At 61.9% G+C, this 21364-nt stretch carries 22 protein-coding genes; 12 read left to right on the top strand and 10 right to left on the bottom strand.

The annotated features are described in order from the left end of the window. Positions 1–53: 53 nt before the first annotated feature. From cimA to MWU54_RS01335, 3 genes are read left to right on the top strand one after another with little or no spacing between them, the layout of a single operon-like run. A complete protein-coding gene (gene cimA / locus MWU54_RS01345; RefSeq protein WP_247080250.1) occupies positions 54–1667 on the top strand; it encodes a citramalate synthase in 1614 nt (537 codons plus the stop codon). Continuing rightward, on the top strand, positions 1667–2386 hold the full coding sequence (locus tag MWU54_RS01340; protein WP_247080248.1) for a class I SAM-dependent methyltransferase: 720 nt from the start codon (positions 1667–1669) through the stop codon (positions 2384–2386). Before cimA ends, MWU54_RS01340 begins: the two co-directional genes overlap by 1 nt. After that, positions 2383–3159 (top strand): squalene/phytoene synthase family protein, encoded by a 777-nt coding sequence (locus MWU54_RS01335; protein ID WP_247080246.1) that lies wholly within the window; start codon positions 2383–2385, stop codon positions 3157–3159. Before MWU54_RS01340 ends, MWU54_RS01335 begins: the two co-directional genes overlap by 4 nt. A gap of 7 nt (positions 3160–3166) precedes the next feature. Here MWU54_RS01335 and MWU54_RS01330 read toward each other — a convergent pair whose 3' ends face one another. Continuing rightward, entirely contained in the window at positions 3167–3418 is a 252-nt protein-coding gene (locus MWU54_RS01330; protein ID WP_247080244.1) for a hypothetical protein, read from the bottom strand. Between the two features lie 95 nt (positions 3419–3513). Continuing rightward, positions 3514–4752 (bottom strand): MFS transporter, encoded by a 1239-nt coding sequence (locus tag MWU54_RS01325; RefSeq protein ID WP_247080242.1) that lies wholly within the window; start codon positions 4750–4752, stop codon positions 3514–3516. A gap of 113 nt (positions 4753–4865) precedes the next feature. Here MWU54_RS01325 and MWU54_RS01320 point away from each other — a divergent pair, with 113 nt between their 5' ends. Genes MWU54_RS01320 through MWU54_RS01310 form a run of 3 tightly spaced genes read left to right on the top strand, consistent with a single transcriptional unit; the run spans position 4866 to position 6858 of the window. Next, positions 4866–5582: a precorrin-6A/cobalt-precorrin-6A reductase gene (locus MWU54_RS01320; protein ID WP_247080240.1), complete on the top strand. Its 717-nt coding sequence runs from the start codon at positions 4866–4868 to the stop codon at positions 5580–5582. Beyond that, complete coding sequence (locus tag MWU54_RS01315; protein ID WP_247080238.1) at positions 5567–6196, top strand: DNA-3-methyladenine glycosylase 2 family protein; 630 nt, start codon at positions 5567–5569, stop codon at positions 6194–6196. The genes MWU54_RS01320 and MWU54_RS01315 overlap by 16 nt, the downstream gene beginning before the upstream one ends. Then, the gene (locus MWU54_RS01310) at positions 6193–6858 is read left to right on the top strand and encodes an alpha/beta fold hydrolase (RefSeq protein ID WP_247080236.1); all 666 of its coding nucleotides are present in this window, start codon (positions 6193–6195) and stop codon (positions 6856–6858) included. The genes MWU54_RS01315 and MWU54_RS01310 overlap by 4 nt, the downstream gene beginning before the upstream one ends. A 15-nt stretch (positions 6859–6873) precedes the next feature. On the opposite strand, the gene MWU54_RS01305 is transcribed toward MWU54_RS01310, so the two are convergent. Together MWU54_RS01305 and mnmA are read right to left on the bottom strand one after the other, a co-directional pair. Continuing rightward, positions 6874–8667, bottom strand: a complete 1794-nt coding sequence (locus MWU54_RS01305) for a glycosyltransferase (protein WP_247080235.1) — start codon at positions 8665–8667, stop codon at positions 6874–6876. A gap of 117 nt (positions 8668–8784) precedes the next feature. Beyond that, positions 8785–9936 carry a tRNA 2-thiouridine(34) synthase MnmA gene (gene mnmA, locus MWU54_RS01300; RefSeq protein WP_247080234.1) on the bottom strand — a complete coding sequence of 384 codons (1152 nt, stop codon included), beginning with the start codon at positions 9934–9936 and terminating at the stop codon, positions 8785–8787. A gap of 139 nt (positions 9937–10075) precedes the next feature. Here mnmA and MWU54_RS01295 point away from each other — a divergent pair, with 139 nt between their 5' ends. The 5 genes from MWU54_RS01295 to MWU54_RS18685 all read left to right on the top strand — a co-directional run bounded on the left by MWU54_RS01295 (position 10076) and on the right by MWU54_RS18685 (position 15875). Continuing rightward, positions 10076–10348 carry a DUF1153 domain-containing protein gene (locus MWU54_RS01295; protein WP_247080233.1) on the top strand — a complete coding sequence of 91 codons (273 nt, stop codon included), beginning with the start codon at positions 10076–10078 and terminating at the stop codon, positions 10346–10348. A 105-nt stretch (positions 10349–10453) separates the two neighbouring features. Next, positions 10454–11164 (top strand): response regulator transcription factor CtrA, encoded by a 711-nt coding sequence (locus tag MWU54_RS01290; RefSeq protein WP_247080232.1) that lies wholly within the window; start codon positions 10454–10456, stop codon positions 11162–11164. A 153-nt stretch (positions 11165–11317) separates the two neighbouring features. Continuing rightward, the gene (ligA, locus tag MWU54_RS01285; RefSeq protein ID WP_247080231.1) at positions 11318–13564 is read left to right on the top strand and encodes an NAD-dependent DNA ligase LigA; all 2247 of its coding nucleotides are present in this window, start codon (positions 11318–11320) and stop codon (positions 13562–13564) included. After that, positions 13561–15654 (top strand): ATP-dependent DNA helicase RecG, encoded by a 2094-nt coding sequence (gene recG, locus MWU54_RS01280; RefSeq protein WP_247080230.1) that lies wholly within the window; start codon positions 13561–13563, stop codon positions 15652–15654. Before ligA ends, recG begins: the two co-directional genes overlap by 4 nt. Before the next feature lie 86 nt (positions 15655–15740). Further along, complete coding sequence (locus tag MWU54_RS18685; protein ID WP_281495930.1) at positions 15741–15875, top strand: hypothetical protein; 135 nt, start codon at positions 15741–15743, stop codon at positions 15873–15875. A 199-nt stretch (positions 15876–16074) separates the two neighbouring features. Here MWU54_RS18685 and MWU54_RS01275 read toward each other — a convergent pair whose 3' ends face one another. Beyond that, the gene (locus MWU54_RS01275; protein WP_247080229.1) at positions 16075–16527 is read right to left on the bottom strand and encodes an iron-sulfur cluster assembly scaffold protein; all 453 of its coding nucleotides are present in this window, start codon (positions 16525–16527) and stop codon (positions 16075–16077) included. A gap of 67 nt (positions 16528–16594) precedes the next feature. On the opposite strand from MWU54_RS01275, the gene hisI reads away from it, so the two are divergent. Continuing rightward, on the top strand, positions 16595–16957 hold the full coding sequence (gene hisI, locus MWU54_RS01270; RefSeq protein WP_247080228.1) for a phosphoribosyl-AMP cyclohydrolase: 363 nt from the start codon (positions 16595–16597) through the stop codon (positions 16955–16957). A 43-nt stretch (positions 16958–17000) separates the two neighbouring features. Here the strand turns inward: hisI and gluQRS are convergent, their stop codons facing one another. From gluQRS to ppk2, 5 genes are read right to left on the bottom strand one after another with little or no spacing between them, the layout of a single operon-like run. Further along, positions 17001–17846, bottom strand: a complete 846-nt coding sequence (gene gluQRS / locus MWU54_RS01265) for a tRNA glutamyl-Q(34) synthetase GluQRS (protein WP_247080227.1) — start codon at positions 17844–17846, stop codon at positions 17001–17003. Then, positions 17843–18454, bottom strand: coding sequence for a methyltransferase domain-containing protein (locus MWU54_RS01260; RefSeq protein ID WP_247080226.1), 612 nt, complete (start codon positions 18452–18454; stop codon positions 17843–17845). The genes gluQRS and MWU54_RS01260 overlap by 4 nt, the downstream gene beginning before the upstream one ends. 13 nt (positions 18455–18467) lie before the next feature. Beyond that, entirely contained in the window at positions 18468–19832 is a 1365-nt protein-coding gene (trmFO, locus tag MWU54_RS01255; RefSeq protein ID WP_247080225.1) for a methylenetetrahydrofolate--tRNA-(uracil(54)-C(5))-methyltransferase (FADH(2)-oxidizing) TrmFO, read from the bottom strand. A 36-nt stretch (positions 19833–19868) separates the two neighbouring features. Then, positions 19869–20486, bottom strand: a complete 618-nt coding sequence (locus tag MWU54_RS01250; RefSeq protein ID WP_247080224.1) for a TetR/AcrR family transcriptional regulator — start codon at positions 20484–20486, stop codon at positions 19869–19871. After that, complete coding sequence (gene ppk2 / locus MWU54_RS01245) at positions 20479–21348, bottom strand: polyphosphate kinase 2 (protein WP_247080223.1); 870 nt, start codon at positions 21346–21348, stop codon at positions 20479–20481. The genes MWU54_RS01250 and ppk2 overlap by 8 nt, the downstream gene beginning before the upstream one ends. Between the last annotated feature and the right edge of the window lie 16 nt (positions 21349–21364).

Here is a 21364-nt window from a genome sequence, read left to right as displayed (position 1 = left end):
GACAGATGCGCCCACCCAGGCTCGGGCGCGGCCCTTTGCACGAAGGTCGACCGATGACAAAAACCCGCCTCTACCTCTACGACACCACCCTGCGCGACGGGCAACAAACCCAGGGCGTCCAATTCTCGACCCCCGAAAAGCACCGCATTGTCGAGGCGCTCGACGCGCTAGGCATTGATTATATCGAAGGCGGCTGGCCCGGTGCGAACCCCACGGACAGCGCTTTTTTCGAAGAGGTGGGCCAGACCCGCGCCACCGTGACCGCCTTTGGCATGACCAAGCGGGCGGGGCGCTCGGCCGAAAACGACGATGTGCTGGCCGCGGTGATGAACGCCAACACCCCTGCGGTGTGCCTTGTCGGCAAGACCCATGATTTCCACGTGACAGCCGCGCTTGGCATCACGCTGGACGAAAACGTCGAAAATATCCGCGCCTCTGTCGCCCATATCGTGGCGCAGGGCCGCGAGGCGCTTTTTGACGCCGAACACTTCTTTGACGGCTACAAGGCCAATCCGGCCTACACGCTCACCTGTGTCAAAGCCGCTTATGACGCAGGCGCGCGCTGGGTGGTGCTGTGCGACACCAATGGTGGTGCCTTGCCCACTGAAATCGGCGCGATCACCTCCGCCGTCATCGACGCGGGCATCCCGGGCGATCATCTGGGCATTCACACCCACAATGACACCGAAATGGCCGTGGCCGGAACGCTGGCCGCGGTGGATGCGGGCGCGCGCCAGGTACAAGGTACGCTGAACGGGTTGGGGGAACGCTGTGGCAATGCCAACCTGACGGCACTTATCCCGACGTTGCTGCTCAAGGAACCCTACGCCAGCACCTATGAAACCGGTGTGATGCAGGACGCGCTCGAAGGCATGACCCGCACCAGCCGGATGCTGGACGAGGTGCTGAACCGCGTGCCCTTCAAACAATCCGCCTATGTCGGCTCATCGGCCTTTGCCCATAAAGCAGGGCTGCACGCCAGTGCCATTCTGAAAGACCCGACGACCTACGAACATATTGACCCCAAAAGCGTTGGCAACCGCCGCATCATCCCGATGTCCAATCAGGCAGGCCAGTCCAATCTGCGCCGCCGTCTGGCCGAGGCCGGGATCGACGTGGCCGACAAGGACCCGGCGCTGGCGCGTATTCTGGACCGGATCAAGGCGCGCGAGGCCGAAGGCTATTCCTACGACACCGCGCAAGCCAGCTTTGAACTGCTGGCGCGCGAAGAACTGGGCCAGTTGCCGGATTTCTTCGAGGTCAAGCGCTACCGGGTGACGGTTGAACGGCGCAAAAACAAGTACAACAAGATGGTGTCGCTGTCCGAGGCGGTGGTCGTCGTCAAGGTGGATGGCGACAAGAAGCTGTCGGTCAGCGAATCCATGGATGAGCTTGGCAATGACCGGGGCCCGGTCAACGCGCTCTCCAAGGCGCTGGCCAAAGACCTTGGCCGGTATCAGGACATGATCGACGATATGCGTCTGGTCGATTTCAAGGTGCGCATCACCCAAGGCGGCACCGAAGCCGTGACGCGCGTGATCATCGACAGCGAAGACGGGTCGGGGCGCAGATGGGCCACCGTGGGGGTCAGCGCCAACATCATCGACGCGTCGTTCGAAGCCCTGCTTGACGCTGTGCGCTGGAAACTGATCCGGGACAGCGCCTGATGGATTGGGACGCGTTCTTTACCGTCCATAGCGACCTGCCGCGCGAAGGGCCGGGCGAACCGGCGGATGTGCACTGGGCGCTGGAGGTCGCTGGTCTGTCCGGGGCGGTGTCTGTGCTGGACGCGGGGTGCGGGCCGGGCGCGGACACCGTGACGCTGGCGCAGGCCTTGCCGGACGCGCAGATCACCGGGATCGAAAAACACGGCGGTTTCGTTGACGAGGCCCGAAGGCGTGTCGCCGAATTCGGCACGCGGGTGACCATCACCAAAGGGGATATGTCCACCCCGGGTGGGCCATATGATGTCATCTGGTGCGCAGGCGCGCTCTATTTTCTGGGGGTTACCGAAGGGCTGACCCTGTGGAAGAAGGCTTTGTCCGACACCGGAGCGGTCGCGTTTTCCGAACCGGTGCTGCTTGACGGGCCACGCCCCGAATCCGTGCGCGCCTTCTGGGACGAGTATCCCCAGATCACGGCCATCGAAGGGATCGAAAAACGCGTCCAAGACGCGGGCTATGTCATTGAAGGCGAACGGCTGATCATCGGATCACCGTGGCAGGCCTATTACGATCCCATGACAGCGCGCATTGAGGAATTGCGGGCGCAAAACCCATCTGCAGCGCTAATGGCAGCCTTGGACCTATGCGCCAAGGAGGCAGCCCAGTGGCGCGCTGCGCGCGACCATATCGCTTACGCGCTTCTGGTGGTGAGACCGGCATGAGCTTTGACGCGGATCTGACCGCCTGCGCGCAACTGGTCGAACGGGGCGATCCGGACCGGTTCGCGGCCACCATGGCTGCCCCGGTTGAGGCGCGAAAAACCCTGTTTCCGATCTATGCTTTCAATGTCGAAGTGTCCCGCGCGCCTTGGGTGACGCAGGAGCCGTTGATTGCGGAAATGCGCCTGCAATGGTGGACCGATGCGTTGGAAGAAATCGCGGCAGGTGGTCTGGTGCGGCGGCACGAAGTTGTGACATCGCTGGCGCATGCGCTGGATGCCGATGCGGCCCGGCATTTGCAAAAGGCTGTCACGGCCCGGCTTTGGGACACAACCCGCGATCCGTTCGAAGATCAGGACGCGTTCACAGCCTATCTTGAAAACACCGCCGCGTCGCTGTTGCTGGCCGGGGCGCAAGCGCTGAGCGGTCAATCGCCGGACCCGTTGGTGGATCTTGGATATGCGAGCGGGCTTGCGCAGTTTCTGCGCGCAGTGCCGGACCTTGAACGACAGGGCCGGATCCCGCTGGTCGATGGGCGCACAGATGCGCTGCGTGATCTGGCTGAAACCGGCCTTGCACGGCTGGCCAAGGCGCGGGCATCGCGAGGGCGCATCCTTGCGTCGGCCCGCCCGGTATGTCTGGCGGCGTGGCAGGCCGCGCCGATCCTGCGACAGGTGCGCGCCGATCCACGTCGGGTCGCAGACGGCACGCTGGGCACGTCTGACGCCGCCAAGAAAGCACGCCTGATGTGGCAGGCCGCAACGGGCCGGTGGTGAAAACGCGTCAGAACGCATAGCCGACCGAGCATCCAAGTCCGGTGGCGAGGATGTCCAGCGGGTCTGCGTGATCGTCGATCACCTCTTTCAAGACACCGATCCCGATGGCGGCGGCACATCCCGCCGCTTTGTTGTCCGTCTGGGTGGCAACAACATGTGACACTGCGGCACCGACAGCAAAATGCGCGGCTTTGTCGTAATGCTGGCAGCCAGCCAAACCAAGGACACAGGACAAAACAGCAAGGCGGAGGGCGATCATAAAAGGCACCGTTCTGGTGAAAGATGCCCACTTGATCTGCGGAAAATCTGAAAACGATCTTACCGATGCCCGGAAAAGCAGATCAAATTTTAGCTTTAGATCCGGTCGTCGCGGGGGCGCAACATCAGCCAGATCAGGGCACCGCCGGCCAACATCAGGAACGGCGCCATCGCCATGTTCACCGCGCTCCAGCCTTCCACGGGGGACCCGCCGGAGCAGTTGAGCAAACCGCCAGAGGCCAGCGACGCGATGGTCACACCACCAAAGACCAGCACGTCATTCATCCCCTGAACGCGGCCGCGCTCATGTGGTTCATGTGCCGCGGTCAGCATCGCGGTTGCGCCGATGAAGCCGAAATTCCAGCCAAATCCAAGCAGGATCAGCGCGATGTAAAAGTTGCCTAGCGTAACCCCTTGCAGCGCGACAGCACCGGCGGCGGCCAGAATGACCAGACCGGTCGCGACGATCTTTTCCACGCCGAAGCGCACGATCAGGTGACCGGTAAAGAAGGACGGCGCAAACATCGCCAGTACGTGCGCTGAAACGATGTCGGCGGCATTCCCGGCGGTAAAGCCACATCCCACAACCGCCAGCGGAGTCGAGGTCATGACAAGGTTCATCAAGGCGTAGGTCACCATCCCGCAAATAATCGCGACGGCGATCCGGGGCGTGGTCAACAGCTCCCACCGCGTGCGGCCTTTCGGGGTGTCTTCGGTCGGCGCGTCGGGCGTCGGAATATCAAGGAACCAGAACAAAAGGGACCCGATGATATTCAACACGATCACCGCGAGATACGTGCCAAGGAACGGTACCACATAGGCATCTGCCGTGGCCTTCACCAACTGCGGACCGATGATGGCCGCAGCCAGTCCTCCCGCCATCACATAAGAGATCGCCTTGGGTCGAAACGTGTCAGACGCCGTGTCCGCCGCTGCAAAGCGGTAAAACCCTTGCGCCGACATGTAGATGCCGGTCAGGAAACTGCCCAGCAGGAACACCGGGAAGGACGCGATGTAAAGCCCGTAGGCCCCGATCGCCCCGCCCAGCGCGCCGCCGATAGCGCCAACCACGAAACCGGCGCGCCGTCCGAATTTTTGCATGAACGCGGAAATCGGCGTCGCGGTGACCATGGATCCCAGAACGATCAGCGAAATCGGCAAAGTCGCAAAACAGATGTTGGACGCCAGCGACTGGCCCGCCAGCCCACCGACGGTGAACAGCATCGGCATCTGCGCCCCCAGAATGGCCTGCGCGCAGACAAGCACCATCACGTTGCGCTTGGCGCGGCTGTGATCGCGAGGGTCGTCTTGCGGGGCGTGGTCCAGAGTGCTCATGCGCTCAGCCGTAGGACCAAATCGCCGGTACCGCAAGTGGGGCGGCGCGCCCGTGGCGCTTTGCCTCGTGGTTGTGTAAGCCGACGGGAATGAAGGGATTTAGGGATTCTCACGTGCAAGCAAATGCACCGATTGTGATCCTGGGCGGTTCGGCAGAGGCCCGCGCGCTGGCGGCATCGCTGGGCGCACGCGCGCATCTGTGGTTGCCCGCGCGGGATCGGGTGACCGGTGCGTCAGCGTCCGGGCTTGCCGATTTTGCCGACCCGCTCGAAGGGGCGGGCGCGTTGATCGCCGCGCCGCATCCTTGCGATGTGGCAACGCTGTCTCTCGCGGCGCACCTGTCCCGGTCGATGGACGTCCCGCATCTCAACCTGATCCGTCCGGCATGGCGGGCAGGGCGGCGCGACCGCTGGATCGCGGTGCGCGACGTTCGGGACGCCGCCGCCCAAATCCCGCCCGGTGCGCGGGTGCTGGTCACGCTGGGGCGTCCCGCGTTGTCCGAATTGGCGGCATTGCGCCATGCCCATGCGCTGGTCCGGCAATTGACCCGGCACCGCTCCACTTTCCCGCTGCGTCACGGACGCTTCCTTCACGGTACTCCGCCGTTCACCGTGACGTCCGAAGTTGCGCTGATGCGCAGGAACCGGATTGACGCGGTGCTGACCCGCAATGCAGGAGGCTCTGGCGGATGGCCAAAGATTGCCGCCGCGCGAACGCTGGGGATCCCTGTCTACATGGTGGCACGCCCCAAACCGCTTGGAGGCGCGATCGTGCACAGCGTTGAAGACGCACTGTATTGGCTGGAAAGGCGCGTATGGTCGGACGTCTGATCACGACGGACGCCTGCGTCGCCGAGGGCGCGGCATGGCTTGTGGCGCAAGAGCCGCGCTTTGCCTATGCGCTCGACCAAACCGGGCCGTTGCCGCTGCGCCTGCGTCCGGACGGCTTTGCCCAATTGCTCAGCGCCATTGTCAGCCAACAGGTTAGCGTGGCGTCCGCACGGGCCATCTGGGCCAAGCTGGAGGCGGCAGACGCGGTCACGCCAGAGCGCGTTCTGGCACTGGATCAAGAGGCCCTGCGGGCACTTGGGCTCAGCCGTCAGAAAGCCCGCTATGCGGTGGCGCTGGCCGAGGCTGGCATTGATTTCGACGCGCTGCGCACAACCCCGACCGACGACGTGGTCAAAACCCTGACGGCGGTCACGGGCATCGGCGTCTGGACCGCCGAGATCTACGCGATGTTCTCACTCGGGCGCGCCGATGTCTTTGCGCCGGGCGATCTGGCCCTGCAGGAAAGCGCGCGAATGCTGTTCGATCTGCCCGACCGCCCCAAGGACAAGGCGCTGCGACAGATGGCCGAAGCCTGGAGCCCGTGGAGATCGGTTGCGGCGCGCGCGCTCTGGGCCTACTACCACGTGGCAAAAGACCGAGAGGGGATCGCATGACACGTGTATTGACCGCAGGCCGCAAAGAGCCCGTTTCCGGGGAAACACGCTCTGCCGTGGTGTTCCTGCATGGCTACGGGGCAAACGGTGCCGATTTGCTGGGTCTGGCTGATCCGCTGGGCGAACACCTGCCGGACACGCTGTTCGTGGCCCCCGATGCGCCGGAAGCCTGCGCCGGTGCGCCCATGGGTTTTCAGTGGTTCCCGATCCCGTGGATTGATGGGTCGTCGGAAGAGGAATCCATGGCCGGTATGGGCCGCGCGGTTGAAGACCTGAACGCCTTTCTGGACGCGCTGATGGTCGATGAAGACCTGTTGCCGGAGCAGGTGGTCCTGTTCGGGTTCAGTCAGGGCACCATGATGGCGCTGCACGTGGCTCCGCGCCGCGAAGACCCGATTGCGGGTCTGGTCGGGTTTTCCGGTCGGTTGCTTGCGCCCGAATTGCTGGCCGACGAAGTTGTCAGCCGCTTTCCGATCCTGCTGGTGCATGGTGATCAGGACGATGTGGTCCCGGTCCAATCCTTGCCCGCCGCCGCCGAAGCGCTGCAAGAGGCCGGATGGGAAGATGTGTTTGCCCATATCATGAAGGGCACCGCGCATGGCATCGCGCCGGATGGATTGTCCGTCGCGCTGGCGTTCATGCGGGACAAGTGCAGCCTGTAAACTGCTCCCTGCGGATCATCCCATATCGACCAGCGCCAGAAACTCGGGATGCTGGTCGATAAAGGACCGGTAATGTTGCGGAAACGCCTGTTCGAACTCGGCCAGATGCTGATGGCATTGCGCTGTGCGGCCCAGCCGTCGGCTTAACCAGATACAGCGCATCAGCGGGCGGGGTTCCTCTGGCAGCAGACGGCGTTTCATCTGAAAGCCCCAATAGGTCGCCTCCAAATCGCGCTTGTCCGTGCTCAGCTTGATATAAAGATCAAGCAGCCGCGCTTTGTGCGACTTGGGGGCCGTGTCCAACGCGGCTGTCACCTCGGACCGCAAATCCCGCGCCGAGATGTCGAAAAAAGTCTGCCGTTGCATCACATCGTCCACCAGCTTGAAATAGGCGGTCCGATAGGCGTCAAACGAATACCGCGCAGCCCGCTGGGCGCTGGCCGCGCTGTAGGCCGGCTGATTGCGGTACACTCTGAGAATGGCCTGCGCGATCCCGTCGATATCTCCGGGTGTGACCAGTTCCCCTGTCTTGCCCGGGTCGATCAGTTCACGCGGGCCGTAATCGACGTCAAAACTCACAACGGGGCAGGCATGGGTCATCGATTCCAGCAACGACAACCCAAACCCTTCCGACAGGGTCGGGGCCAGCGACAGGCAAGAGGCCGCGAACACGTCGCCCGGTTCTGGCGTATGGCCCATCAGAAACACCCTGTCCGCGCAGTCATGGTGATGGATCAACTGTTCCAAACGGGCCTGATCCGGTCCGGTGCCATAGATCAGGTAATTGCACTCCGGGATCAGATGCATGATGCGCGTGAACGCCTCGATGCACTGATGGATCGGTTTATCCGCCAGTCTCAGTCGCGACACCGTACAGATGTGGCGCCTCGGTTGTACGTTCGGCGGTGGCATGTCGGCGTAATGCGGAATGACATCCACGCGGCAGGCCGGGGCCATGTCCATTTCCAGCCGCGCCTTGTGGGCCTGCGTGGCCGTCACGATTCGATCACCCTGAAAATGCTCGATCATGTAGCGGGACCGCCGCAGCACGCGCCCGTCGGGCGCACGATGATTGGCATGCAGAAACAGCACTTTCCGGGCGGTGATGTGCTGCGCCAGATAGACCGAGGTGATCCCGTCCACAAACACCAGACACTCCTCTGGAAAAGCCTGAGCCACCAGATTCTTTTGCAGCGTATGTTCGTTAAAGTAGCGCTGCCCGGTAACGGCGCTGTCGGCAAAGCGGAACGCCCGGTGTTCCATCCGCATCTCGCAGACGGCGGCCCCCTCCACGTAAAATGACTTGTGCACCATCCCGTCGCCAAACCGCGCGACCCCTTCGATCAGGTCATCGTTCAGGTATTTCAGACGCACATCCCGGTCCGCGTCGGAAAATATCTGCCGGATCGTCAGCACACCGGCAGCCGTGTCTTCCAGCGTGTCGCGCATCACCATGTCGTCGCCACGATAGTAGGAAATCCGCTGTTTCTTGCCCCCTTTCGCCATTTGCTGATCCCACTCTGGAACCGACGCCTCTGCGCCATCCGCCACATCACCCCCCGCAGGCAGGCAAAATTCGAACAGCGAGTGATGCGTGATGCGCTGATCCAGCACCCCGTCAGCCTGCAATTGCGCAAAGGCAATCTTGCAGGCCACGCTATGCTCCAGCGTGAGCAGGACAACCCGGGTCGCGTCGCGGGTGGCAAACAGGTTCATGCGACGGAAAATGGCGTTGATCTTGCCACCCCCGACGCTGGTTCCAAGCCGGGGCAGCATGCAAACGATGGTCGCTGGAGACGAAGCCGTCATAACCCGCGCAGATCCTTTTCAAGCATCGCAAGACCAGTCTGAACCGGCCACAGATCAAGAACAACCGAAAGATGTGCCCGTATAATACGGCGCGCGGATGTGACGGTGCAAACCGAGTCAGCCCGAGGCATGTCCTCGCCAGATCCAGCCACCGCCCAGAATGCGGGTGCTGTCGGTGTCATAGAACACGCAGGCCTGTCCCGGGCTCACGCCTTCTTCGGGTGTCAGCAATTCGACATGCGCTTCGGTGTCCGAAATCGGGCGGATGATCGCCTCGCGCGGGGGACGGGTGGACCGCACCTTCACCGCGACATGCCATTCGTCCCGGCTTGTGAACGGATCATCACCCAGCCAGTTGATCTCGCGCACCGGAATGATGCGGGTCGACAGCATCTCTTTAGGGCCGACGATGACCTGTTTGGCGTCCACATCCAGCTTCACAACATAAAGCGGCTCGCTCAGTCCACCGATTCCCAAACCGCGCCGCTGACCAATCGTGTAGTGGATAACACCGTCATGTGTGCCCAGCACCCGACCGTCCGCGTGAACGATCTCACCCGGTTCCGCCGCACCGGGGCGCAGCTTTTCGATGACGCTTGCGTAATTGCCGTTCGGCACAAAACAGATGTCCTGGCTGTCCGGTTTGTCGGCAACCTGCAGGTTATACCGCGCCGCCAGTTCCCGGGTCGCGTCCTTGGACGGCAGGTGGCCCAAGGGAAACCGCAGATAGTCAAGCTGTTCCGGGGTTGTCGAAAACAGGAAATAGCTTTGATCGCGGTTCGCATCTTCGGCGCTGTGCAATTCGGGACCGGCCGGACCCATCTTGCGCTGGATATAGTGGCCCGTGGCCATGCAGTCGGCCTCAAGGTCTTTCGCTGTCTCCAGCAGGTCCTTGAACTTCACCCGCTCATTGCAGCGGATACAAGGCACAGGGGTTGCCCCCGCCAGATAGCTGTCGGCAAATTCGTCGATCACCGCATCCTTGAAGATGTTCTCGTAATCCAGCACGTAATGCGGAAACCCCATATCCTCGGCCACACGCCGCGCATCATGGATGTCGATCCCGGCACAACACGCGCCTTTCTTGGCCAGCGCCGCACCATGATCATAAAGCTGGAGCGTGACGCCAACCACGTCATAGCCTTCTTCGGCCAGTTGCGCGGCCACAACCGAACTGTCCACGCCACCGGACATCGCGACCACGACACGGGTCTCGGACGGGGGCTTGGCAAAGCCAAGCGAGTTTAGCTTTGGCGCATCAAGGGCCATGACAATCTCCGCGGGAAGGGTGTTTGCGCAAAATATAGGTAAATCCGACATACTCTCAACCCTTGGCTTCACGTGGCATTAAGGCTGATGGGGCAAATCTGCCGATCAATGAGGAAAGGGGCTAGGGAAAGGTCGATTTATGTATCTCAAACGGTCAAACGGGCCGCGCACGGTCACATTGGCGGATGGGTCCATCCTGACGCATGCGGATTTGCCACCCCCCAACACTTATCGCTGGGTGGCGTCCCGCAAGGCGATTGTCGTGGACGCGGTTGTTCATAACCTGATTTCGAAAAAAGAAGCCCTGGCGCGCTATGAACTGAGCGAGGAGGAGCTGGAGGGATGGATTTCGGCCTCCGAACGGCACGGCAAAGATGCCCTGAAAGCAACCGCAGTACAGCGCTTCCGATAGAAAAACAATCTAAGGTTGTAATTTTGGTTTTGTGGCGCTAACGTCAGGTTAACCTTTTCTGATCAGTGTCCCATTTGCCGGACGCTGACATAGCGGAGAAACCTGATGCGCGTGCTCTTGGTCGAAGACGACCCGACAACTTCAAAAAGCATCGAACTGATGTTGGGCAACGCCAATCTGAACGTCTATTCCACCGATCTCGGGGAAGAAGGCATCGATTTGGCCAAGCTTTATGATTACGATTTGATCCTTCTGGATCTCAACCTGCCGGATATGAACGGATTTGACGTCCTGCGCCAATTGCGCCTCGCGCGGATCGAAACGCCGATCCTCATCCTTTCGGGCAATGATGCCAGCGAAGACAAGATCAAGGGGTTCGGCTTTGGCGCCGATGATTACCTGACCAAACCGTTCCACCGCGAAGAACTGGTCGCCCGCATCCACGCGATTATCCGGCGGTCCAAGGGGCATTCGCAATCCATCATCCGCACCGGCAAGGTCGAGGTGAATCTGGATGCCAAGACGGTGCAGGTTGACGGCAATCCCGTGCACCTGACCGGTAAGGAATACCAGATGCTGGAACTGCTCAGCCTGCGCAAGGGCACAACCCTGACCAAGGAAATGTTCCTCAACCATCTTTATGGCGGGATGGATGAACCGGAACTCAAGATCATTGACGTGTTCATCTGCAAATTGCGCAAGAAACTGGCCGAAGCCACTGGCAACGGCAGCAATATCGAAACCGTCTGGGGGCGGGGATACGTGCTGCGCGATCCCGAAACGGTCGATCCGGCGAAAATCGCCATCAGTGCGTGATCGGCAAGGTCAGCTCAGCGTCAGACACAGATGCGGCACAGACCCGTCGCATCGGCGCAATCGCTGATTTCGGCCCGGTTGCCGGTTTCAAATCTGGACGCTGGCGAACACCGGCCCTATCACTCTGTTCCAGAGCACGGACCAGGGGGGCACATGGCGAACCAAGACACGTCGGTCGATGCATTGACCAAGGCCGAGGCCGCCGCCGAACTTGAACGGCTGGCCACGATTCTGGTGCAGGCCAACACCGCGTACCACACCGACGATGCGCCCGATCTGTCGGATGCCGAGTACGATGCGCTCAAGCGCCGCAACGCCGCCATCGAAGCCCGCTTTCCTGATCTCAAGCGCGCCGACAGCCCCAGTGACCAGGTGGGCGCGGCCCCGGCTGAAGGCTTCACCAAGGTGCGCCACGAGGTCCGGATGATGTCGCTGTCAAACGCGTTTGACGACGATGACATCACCAGCTTTGACCAAAGCATCCGCCGCTATCTGGGCCTTAGCGCCACCGACCCTTTGACCTACACCGCCGAGCCCAAGATCGACGGTCTGTCCCTGTCCTTGCGCTATGAAAACGGCACGCTTGTGCAAGCGGCCACGCGGGGGGACGGTCAGGTGGGGGAAAACGTCACCGCCAATGCGCGCACCATCGCCGATATCCCCACAACTCTGACCGGCGTGCCGGACGTGCTCGAAATTCGCGGCGAAGTGTATATGAGCCACGCGGATTTCGCCGATCTCAACGCCCGGCAGGCCGCCACTGGTGGCAAAGCCTTTGCCAACCCGCGCAATGCCGCCGCCGGGTCGCTCAGGCAGCTTGATCCGGAAATCACCAAATCCCGGCCCCTGCGCTTTTTCGCCTATTCCTGGGGCGCGCTCAGCGACTCGCTGGCCGACACGCAAACCGACGCCATCGCCCGCATGGCGCAGCTTGGGTTTCAAACCAATCCCCTGACACAGACCTGCGGTGGCCCGGCCGATATGCTGGCCCATTACCGCAGGATCGAGGCACAGCGCGCGACGCTGGGCTATGACATTGATGGCGTGGTCTACAAGGTGGATGATCTGGGCTATCAGGACCGGCTGGGGTTCCGCTCCACCACGCCGCGTTGGGCCATCGCGCATAAATTCCCTGCGGAATTGGCGTGGACGCGGTTGGAAGCCATCGACATCCAGGTCGGGCGCACCGGCGCGCTCAGCCCTGTGGCGCGCCTGACACCGGTCACGGTGGGCGGCGTTGTCGTGTCCAACGCGACGCTGCACAACGAAGACTACATCGCCGGGCGCGACGCCAATGGCGCACCGATCCGCGATGGCAAGGACATCCGCGAAGGCGATTGGGTGCAGGTCTACCGCGCCGGGGACGTGATCCCCAAGGTGGCCGATGTCGACCTGGCAAAACGCCCGGGCGACGCCACACCCTACCGGTTCCCCCACACCTGTCCCGAATGCGGATCAGAGGCCATCCGAGAGGAAGGCGACGCCGTCCGCCGGTGCAGTGGTGGGTTGATCTGTCCCGCGCAAGCGGTTGAAAAGCTGAAACATTTCGTCTCACGCGGGGCGTTCGATATCGAAGGTCTGGGGGCCAAGCAGGTCGAACAATTCTACAGCGACGGCTGGATCAGGGAACCCGCCGATATCTTCACCCTGAAAGACCGGTTCGGCACCGGTCTGCAACAACTGAAAAACCGCGAAGGCTGGGGTGAAAAATCCGCGCAGAACCTGTTCGACGCCATCGACGAAAAACGCATCATCCCGCTAGGGCGCTTGCTGTTTGCCCTGGGCCTGCGCCATGTCGGCGAAGTGGCTGCAAACGATCTGGCCCGCCATTACGGAAGCTGGGCCGCGCTGGCAGACGCGGTGGACATCGCCAAGCCCGCTGCCGAAGCCTATTTGGCCGCCGAACGCGCGGTTGAGGACGAACGCCGCGCCGCAGATCAGGACGGGCGTCGCGCCAACCTGACCGCAACCCGCAAGGCGCATTGGCAGGACGTGCCCACACCGGTCCGTGCGGCGTGGGACGATCTGACGGGCATTGACGGCATCGGGGCCACTGTCGCCGTGTCGCTTCTGACCAGCTTTGCCCAAGAGGCAGAGCGCGCGTCGATCGACCGGCTGATCACTCAGCTGACCGTTGAGGACGCAGAGCGCCCGCAAACCGATGGCAACCCGGTGGCCGGCAAAACGGTGGTCTTTACCGGCGCGCTGGAACGCATGACCCGCGCCGAAGCCAAGGCGCGGGCCGAGGCGTTGGGGGCCAAGGTGTCCGGATCGGTGTCGTCGAAAACCGATTTGCTGGTGGCCGGGCCGGGGGCCGGATCCAAAGAAACCAAGGCGCGTGATCTCGGGGTCGACATCATCGACGAAGATGGCTGGTTCGATCTGATCGAGGGCGCATGAGCACGGGCCGACCCGAAATCCTGTTCCCGCTCTTCGGCGCGTTGAGCGGGCTGAAAGGGATCGGCCCGAAAACCGCCGTGACACTGGCCCAGATCGGCATCGAAGCGCCGCGCGACGTGTTGTACACCCTGCCGCATTCGGTGGTGGACCGTCGCCTGCGCGACACGGTGCAGGGGGCCGAACTTCCCGGCATCCTCACGGTCGAGGTCGAGATCGGACAGCATCGGCCTGCCCGCACCAAGGGCGGAGCCTACCGCGTGATGGTCGAAGATGCGCAGACCGCGTTCCAGATCGTGTTTTTCCACGCGCGCGGCGACTACGTGTCAAAACTGTTGCCGTTCGGCGCGCGCCGGATTGTCTCGGGCAAGGTCGAGTTCTTCGACGGCATGGCCCAGATGGTGCATCCCGATCACGTCTTGCTGCCCGACGAAGCCGAGACCCTGCCGGAATTCGAACCGGTGTACCCGCTGACCGCCGGTGTGACGCAAAAAACAATGGTCAAGGCCGCCACGGATGCGCTGTCCCGCGCGCCGGATCTGGCGGAATGGGCAGATCTGGAGCTGGTCAAACGCGAAGGCTGGCCAAGCTGGCGCGCCGCCTTGTCCGAAGCCCACGCACCGCAGGGCCTGAGGGCGTTGTCTCTCGACAGTCCGGCCAAGCGCAGGCTGGCTTACGACGAATTGCTGGCGCATCAGCTGACATTGGCCCTGGCCCGTGCGCAAAAACGCGCCAAACCGGGGATCGCAAGCCCCGGCAACGGGCGGCTCAGACGCAAGGTGCTTGCGGCCCTGTCGTACAAACCGACACAGGCGCAGATGCGCTCCATCGACGAAATCACCGATGACATGGCCGATGCGCGGCGCATGAACCGGCTGCTGCAGGGCGATGTGGGCTCGGGCAAAACGCTCGTGGCTTTCATGGCGCTGCTCACGGCGGTGGAAGCCGGTGGGCAGGGGGTGATGATGGCCCCCACGGAAATCCTCGCCCGTCAGCATCTCGAAGGACTGCAACCGCTGGCCGAAGACGCGGGCGTCGTGCTCGAACTGTTGACCGGGCGCGACAAGGGCTCTGAACGCAAGGCCAAGCTGGCGGCCTTGGCCCGGGGCGATATCCAGATCCTCGTCGGCACCCATGCGGTGTTCCAGAAAGACGTTGAATTCAGCGATCTTCGTCTGGCCATCATCGACGAACAGCACCGGTTCGGTGTGCGCCAACGTCTGGAACTGGGGCGCAAGGGATTGGCCGTGGATGTGCTGGTGATGACCGCCACCCCGATCCCGCGCTCCTTGGCCTTGGCGCAGTATGGCGACATGGACGTGTCGGTGCTCGATGAAAAACCGCCCGGACGGACCCCGGTCAAAACCGCGCTTCTGTCCAATGAGAACATGGATGTCGTGGTCGACCGGTTGCGGCAGGCGGTGGCCGAAGGGCGGCAGGCCTACTGGGTCTGTCCGCTGGTCGAGGAAAGCGAGGTGCTCGACCTGACCGCAGCCGAAGACCGGTTCAAGCGCTTGCGGGCGGCACTGGGGGACGACGTGGTCGGGCTGGTGCATGGTCAGATGCCCCATGCCGAAAAAGACGCCGCAATGGCGCGGTTCGTGGCTGGCAAGACTGGCGTTCTGGTGTCCACCACGGTGATCGAAGTGGGCGTCAATGTGCCCAACGCGTCGATCATGGTGATCGAACGGGCGGAAACCTTTGGTCTTGCGCAACTGCACCAGTTGCGGGGGCGGGTCGGGCGCGGTTCTGCCGCCTCGACCTGTTTGTTGCTCTACCAGCCGCCCTTGAACGAAACCGGCCTGAAACGGCTGACCACTTTGCGCGAAACCGAAGACGGGTTCCGCATTTCCGAAGTGGATCTGGAAATGCGCGGCGCGGGCGATGTTCTGGGCACGGCGCAATCCGGCCTGCCTCGGTTCCGCATTGCCGATCTGGAACGTCAAGCCAGCCTGATGGCGATTGCGCAGGATGATGCGCGCAAGCTCTTGCAGGACGATCCAACGTTGAAATCCGACCGCGGACAGGCCGCGCGCGTGTTGCTGTACCTGATGAAACAGGATCAGGCGATTCAGCTGATTTCGGTGGGTTAACCGCTTTTGTTCTCAAATGTTCTCAAAAAGTTCTTTACTTGATCCGCTCAATATGAGAACAAAGAAGCAACAAGGAGGACATCACAATGATGCAGCGGATCAAAACATCGTTTCACGCAGCCAAAGCCCAGACCAACACTGCGCTTGTTTCGGATGCGCTTGGCGCGATGTCACTGATCGTCATGCTGTTCGCAGCGCTGCATCTGCCTGTTCTGGTCTGATCTGTTATTTTTCTGCCTGCGTGGTTCCTGCCCAAAAGCGATCGCATCTCTGTCCCAACTCTGATGCACCTGTCCCAATGAAGGTTGCTTGCCTTCACACGCTTTGACGGCCCCAACGAACACGCGACTTTCCCGCCGCCTTTGATTTTTCAAAGTGCGGCGGTTTTTTTATCGTTTGATAAAAAATGTGGGGGTGCCGTTACGCGCTTTGCGTTTCGGCCAATTGGGCAACCGCTTCGGACGCCGCATCCAGCGTCAACAGGATTGATGCGTGGCGGTTCTTGTACGACACCGCCGGGCGCAGCACCTCAAGCCCGTCAAACGGGGCCTGCGGGGCAGGGCCGTCTTCTTTCAGCATCGCGCGCAATTCGTCGCGCGCCTGCGTGATCTGGTCGGGTGTGCATCCCAGAATGGCCCTACCGACAACAGACGCGGCCGCCTGACCCAAGGCACAGGCTTTGACGTCCTGTCCAAACCCGCTCACCACGCCGTCGTCCAGCGACAGGTCCACCGTCACCGTTGACCCGCACAGCGGCGAGCGTTTCTTGACCGTCATCGCAGGCGCATCCAGCCGTGCGTGGTGCGGAATGTCTGCGGCCAGTTCAAGAATGCGGGCCGAGTAGAGTTTGATCAGATCGGTGTCGCCGGACATGGCTTTCCCTTTCGCTGCGTCCCTCATAGATAGGGGACCAAACGGCGGATGCAAAAAGGTTTTTCCAATGACGTTTGATCCTGCAACTTTGGTCTATAACGAAGCGGGTCTGATCCCGGCAATTGCACAAGACGCCGCGACCGGGGACGTGCTGATGATGGCATGGATGAATGCCGAAGCCGTGGCCCGCACGTTAGAGACCGGGCGTGTGACCTACTGGTCGCGGTCGCGGCAGGCGTTCTGGATCAAGGGCGAAACGTCAGGCCACACGCAGGACCTGGTTGCATTCCGCGTGGATTGCGACCGGGATTGCCTTCTGGTCACCGTGCGGCAAACCGGTCCGGCCTGCCATACAAACCGGCGGTCGTGTTTTTACACCGAAGTGCAGGATGGGGCCGAAGTCGAGATCATGGCGCCGATGGAGGCGTGATGTCTGGCGCACTGTTCCGGGATACCTCTTGCAACAAGAAAATCTAAAGCCCCACAAGCCTGCGGATGTCGTCTGGCGATGCCCCTTCGGCGCGGTAGGTGGCGATGGCCCGTGCGTCGTCGCGTTTGGCAAGGCGTTTGCCAGTGTCGTCGCGGATCAGGCGATGGTGGTGGTAGATCGGCGTCGGCAAACCCAGCAAAACCTGTAAAACCACGTGGATGGGCGTTGCCGGGGCAAGGTCCGCGCCGCGAACCACATCCGTGATGCCCTGGGCCGCGTCATCCACGACAACGCTCAGGTGATAGGCCGCCATACCGGTGTCCCGCCGCGCGAGCACCACGTCGCCAATCTCGGTGCGCAGGTGGTGCTCTGTGATCGGTTGGGTTGGCACAACGCCCGTTTCAACATAGTCCGGCATCCGGTCAAGCCGCGTCACCGCCGCCGCCATGTCCAGCCGCAGCGCATCCGTTTCGGTCCGGTCCTGCCAACGCCGGTGGCGGCACGTGCCGGGATAAATCACCCCATCGGGCCCATGAAGCGGCGCGCCTTCCTGCGGCGCCGAGGCCGCGCGCCGGATATCCCCGCGCGTGCAGGCGCAGGGGAACACCAGCCCCATCTGCGCCAGCCGGGCCAACGCGGCGTCATAGGCATTGGCATTCTGCGACTGGCGCAGCACCGGCTCTTCCCAGGACAGGCCCAGCCATTGCAAATCGTCATAGATCTGCTGCTCGAACGCAGGAGTGCTGCGCGCCGTGTCGGTGTCTTCTATGCGCAACAGGAACCGCCCACCAGCCTTCTGTGCCAGATCAAAGGCCAGAAGCGCCGAATACGCGTGGCCAAGATGCAGCGGCCCGGTTGGGCTTGGTGCAAAGCGCGTGGTAAAAGTCACGTTTTCTGAAGGATATAGATGACAGAGTTCAATTTAAGCTTTGGGAAGTGATCGCCGTAGTCGCGACGGATCTGCAGCGCCCGGCCGTCGGACACAAGCGCCTGCACCCGCGCCTCGAAGGCGGGGTCTTCCAACGTGTGGTCGTTGAACGAAAAACAGATCAACGCGTTCGGGGCCAGCGCGTCGAACAGCGTGTCCAAAACGGAGAGCGGCGCAGCCCCGGCACCGATCACACCCACGGCGGCAATCGCGGCATAGTCCCCGCCGTTATGAACCGGAGCGTCGGCCGCGATCTGTGCAAGCGTTGTGTAGACGTCCTTGGCCCGGGCGTGTTCAAGCATCTCGGCTGACAAATCGACCCCGTCGATCTGCGTGAACCCGGCCCGCCGCAGCGCCTGACCAAACAATCCGGTGCCACATCCGAAATCCAGCACCGGTGCGGATTTGTCCGGCATCACCGCCGCCAGCGCCTGCGCCGCGCGGCCCGGTGTGGCATAGCCGCTTTCGGCCACCTCGGCCTCATAGCTGTCCGACCAATCGTCATACAGCGCGCGCGTCGCCTCTGCGCCTTTGACGTCATACACCTTGTCGAGAAATGATCCGCTCATAGGCAAATCATAGTCATTCTGCGGCAGGGGCGTCCAGCGATTGTGCGTCCAGCCAGGCCGACCACGCGGCCTTGGCGCGGTCGGTATAGGCTTTGTACCGATCCTTGCGGCCGCGCCGTCCACCTTTCAGGCCCTCGACCGGTCGGAAGAGGCCGAAATTGACGTTCATCGGCTGAAAGGTCTTGGCCTCGGCCCCGCCCGTGATGTGGTGGATCAACGCGCCATGGGCGCTGTCTTGCGGCACGGTCGGCAAAGTGACCCCGCTGATTTCAGCCGCCGCCATGCGCCCGGCCAACAATCCCATCGCGGCGGATTCGACGTAACCTTCCACACCCGTCACCTGACCGGCAAAGCGGATATTCGGCCGCGATTTAAGCCGCATCTGGTGATCCAGAAGCGTTGGACTGTTCAGAAACGTGTTGCGGTGGATGCCGCCAAGACGCGCAAAACTTGCGTTTTCCAAACCCGGGATCATCTTGAAAACAGTGGCTTGCGCGCCGTACTTCATCTTTGTCTGGAACCCGACAATATTATAAAGCGTGCCCAAAGCATTGTCGCGGCGCAGCTGCACCACGGCCCAGGGTTTGACATCCGGCTGGTGCGGATTGGTCAGGCCCACGGGCTTCATCGGACCGTGCCGCAATGTCTCGCGCCCGCGCTCTGACATCACCTCGATCGGCAGGCAGCCGTCGAAATAGCCTGCGGTTTCGCCTTCGTGGAATTCGGTTTTGTCGGCGGCCAGCAGCGCGTCGATAAACGCCTCGTACTGCGCCTTGTCCATCGGGCAGTTGATATAGGCGCGCTGTTCTTCCTCGGTGTCGCCCTTGTCATAGCGCGATTGCAGCCAGGCTTTCGACATATCAATGCTGTCCGCATAGACGATAGGCGCAATCGCGTCGAAAAAGGCCAGCCGGTCAGTGCCGGTTTCCTTTTGGATCGCATCGCCCAAAGCAGCGCTGGTCAGTGGCCCGGTGGCGATGATCCAATGGCCCTCATCGGGCAGATCGGTGATCTCTTCATGGCTGACCGACACGTTCGGATGCGCGTGCAGCCGCCGGGTGATCTCGGCGCTGAAGGCATCGCGGTCCACGGCCAACGCGCCGCCAGCGGGCAGGCGGTGTTGGTGCGCGGTGTCGATGATCACGCCTCCGGCCTGACGCATTTCCCAGTGCAGCAAGCCCACGGCGTTTTGTTCGTCATCGTCCGACCGGAACGAATTGGAACAGACCATCTCTCCCAGATCGCCGGTCTTGTGGGCAAAGGTTTCGACCTTGGGGCGCATCTCGTGGATGACCACCTTGATGTCGCGATGGGCCGCCTGCCAGGCCGCTTCGGACCCGGCCATGCCGCCGCCAATGATGTGAAGTTCATGTGTCATGCCGCGCATGTAATGCCGCGCCATCGGTTTGTCACGTCACTGATCCGGCGGAACCAGCCCAAGACCGCGCAGATAAACGCCGATCCCGGTCTCAAGCAGGTCTTCCGGCGGAAACGGAGACGTGGTGCCGGGGGAATTGCGCGCAAACAATTCGACAACGCCGTGGCTCATTGCCCAGATATGGGCCGAAAACATCGACGCCGGAGGGCGTTTGTCGGGCGGGATATGCTGCGACAGGTCCACCGCCGCTTTTTCCAGCACCCCGCGCGCGCGGGTGGACACGGCGGCCAGTTCCGGTGTGCGGTTGACCGAAATCCCGCTTTCAAACATCGCGATGTAGTGACCGGGATACTTGCGCGCAAAGGCCAGATAGGCGCGCCCCGTGGCCTCGAACGCAGCCAGGGCGGAGGGTTGACCGCTGTCATAGGCAAACTGCATGACATCGGCAAAAATCTCGTACCCCTGAAGGGCGGCTTCGGCGATCAGGTCTTCGCGGCCCTCGAAATGCCGGTAGACCGCAGCGGGGGTAACACCCGCTTTCTTGGCGGCCTCCGACAGGGTAAAGCCCGTCGGGCCTTTTTCGGTGATCAGCTCAAGCGCCGCGTCGATCAGCGCCTGTCGCAGATTGCCGTGATGGTACCCGCGTTTAGGCATCCCAGATATCCGGCCCGCCGCACACGTTCGGGTCCACCTGGCCAAGCGCCTTGGCGTCTTTGCGGCTGTAGTCGAGCCCGGTCAGAACACTGCGTATGGCGTTGATCCGGGCGCGGCGCTTGTCGTCCGACCGCACGATGGTCCAGGGCGCGTGATCGGTGTGCGACTTGGCAAAGGTTTCCTGAATCGCCTCGGAATAGGCGTCCCAGCGTTTAAGGCCTTCAACGTCAATCCACGAGAGTTTCCATTGCTTTAGCAGATCACGTTCACGTGATAGGAAACGACGCAGCTGTTCGGCGCGTCCAACGTTCAGCCAGATCTTGAACAGGTGAATGCCGTCATCCACCAGCATCTTTTCGAAATCCGGCACCTGATGAAAGAAATGCGCGCGCTGCTCTGGTGTGCAGAAGTCAAAGACATGTTCAACCACGCCCCGGTTGTACCAACTGCGGTCAAAAAACGTGATTTCCCCGGCGGCGGGCAGATGGTCAATATAGCGCTGAAAATACCATTGCGACGCTTCTGTTTCCGTTGGTTTGGAGAGGGCCACCACCTTGGCCCCACGTGGGTTAAGGTTTTCGCGGAAGCGTTTGATCGTGCCGCCTTTTCCCGCCGCATCCCGGCCTTCGAACACAATGGCGATCCGGGCGCCGCTTTCGCGTGCCCAGGTTTTCATCTTGACCAGTTCGATCTGCAGCGCATGCAGATCCTTCTCATACGCCTTGCGCGGCATGCGATCCGAATAGGGATAGGCCGGGTTGATGACCTCGCCCTTTTCGGCGCGTTTGATCGCGTTACGCACATCATCGGGCGCGTCATTATTGAAGAAAGCGCTGATCGCACCATCAAAGGGAAGGTCCATATTCCGGCCTCTTGGT

The organism is Marivita sp. S6314 (assembly GCF_023015985.1).
In the GTDB taxonomy this organism is placed as follows: domain Bacteria; phylum Pseudomonadota; class Alphaproteobacteria; order Rhodobacterales; family Rhodobacteraceae; genus Marivita.
Note: the sequence above shows the minus strand (reverse complement) of the source record. Positions and strands in the feature narration are given on the sequence as shown.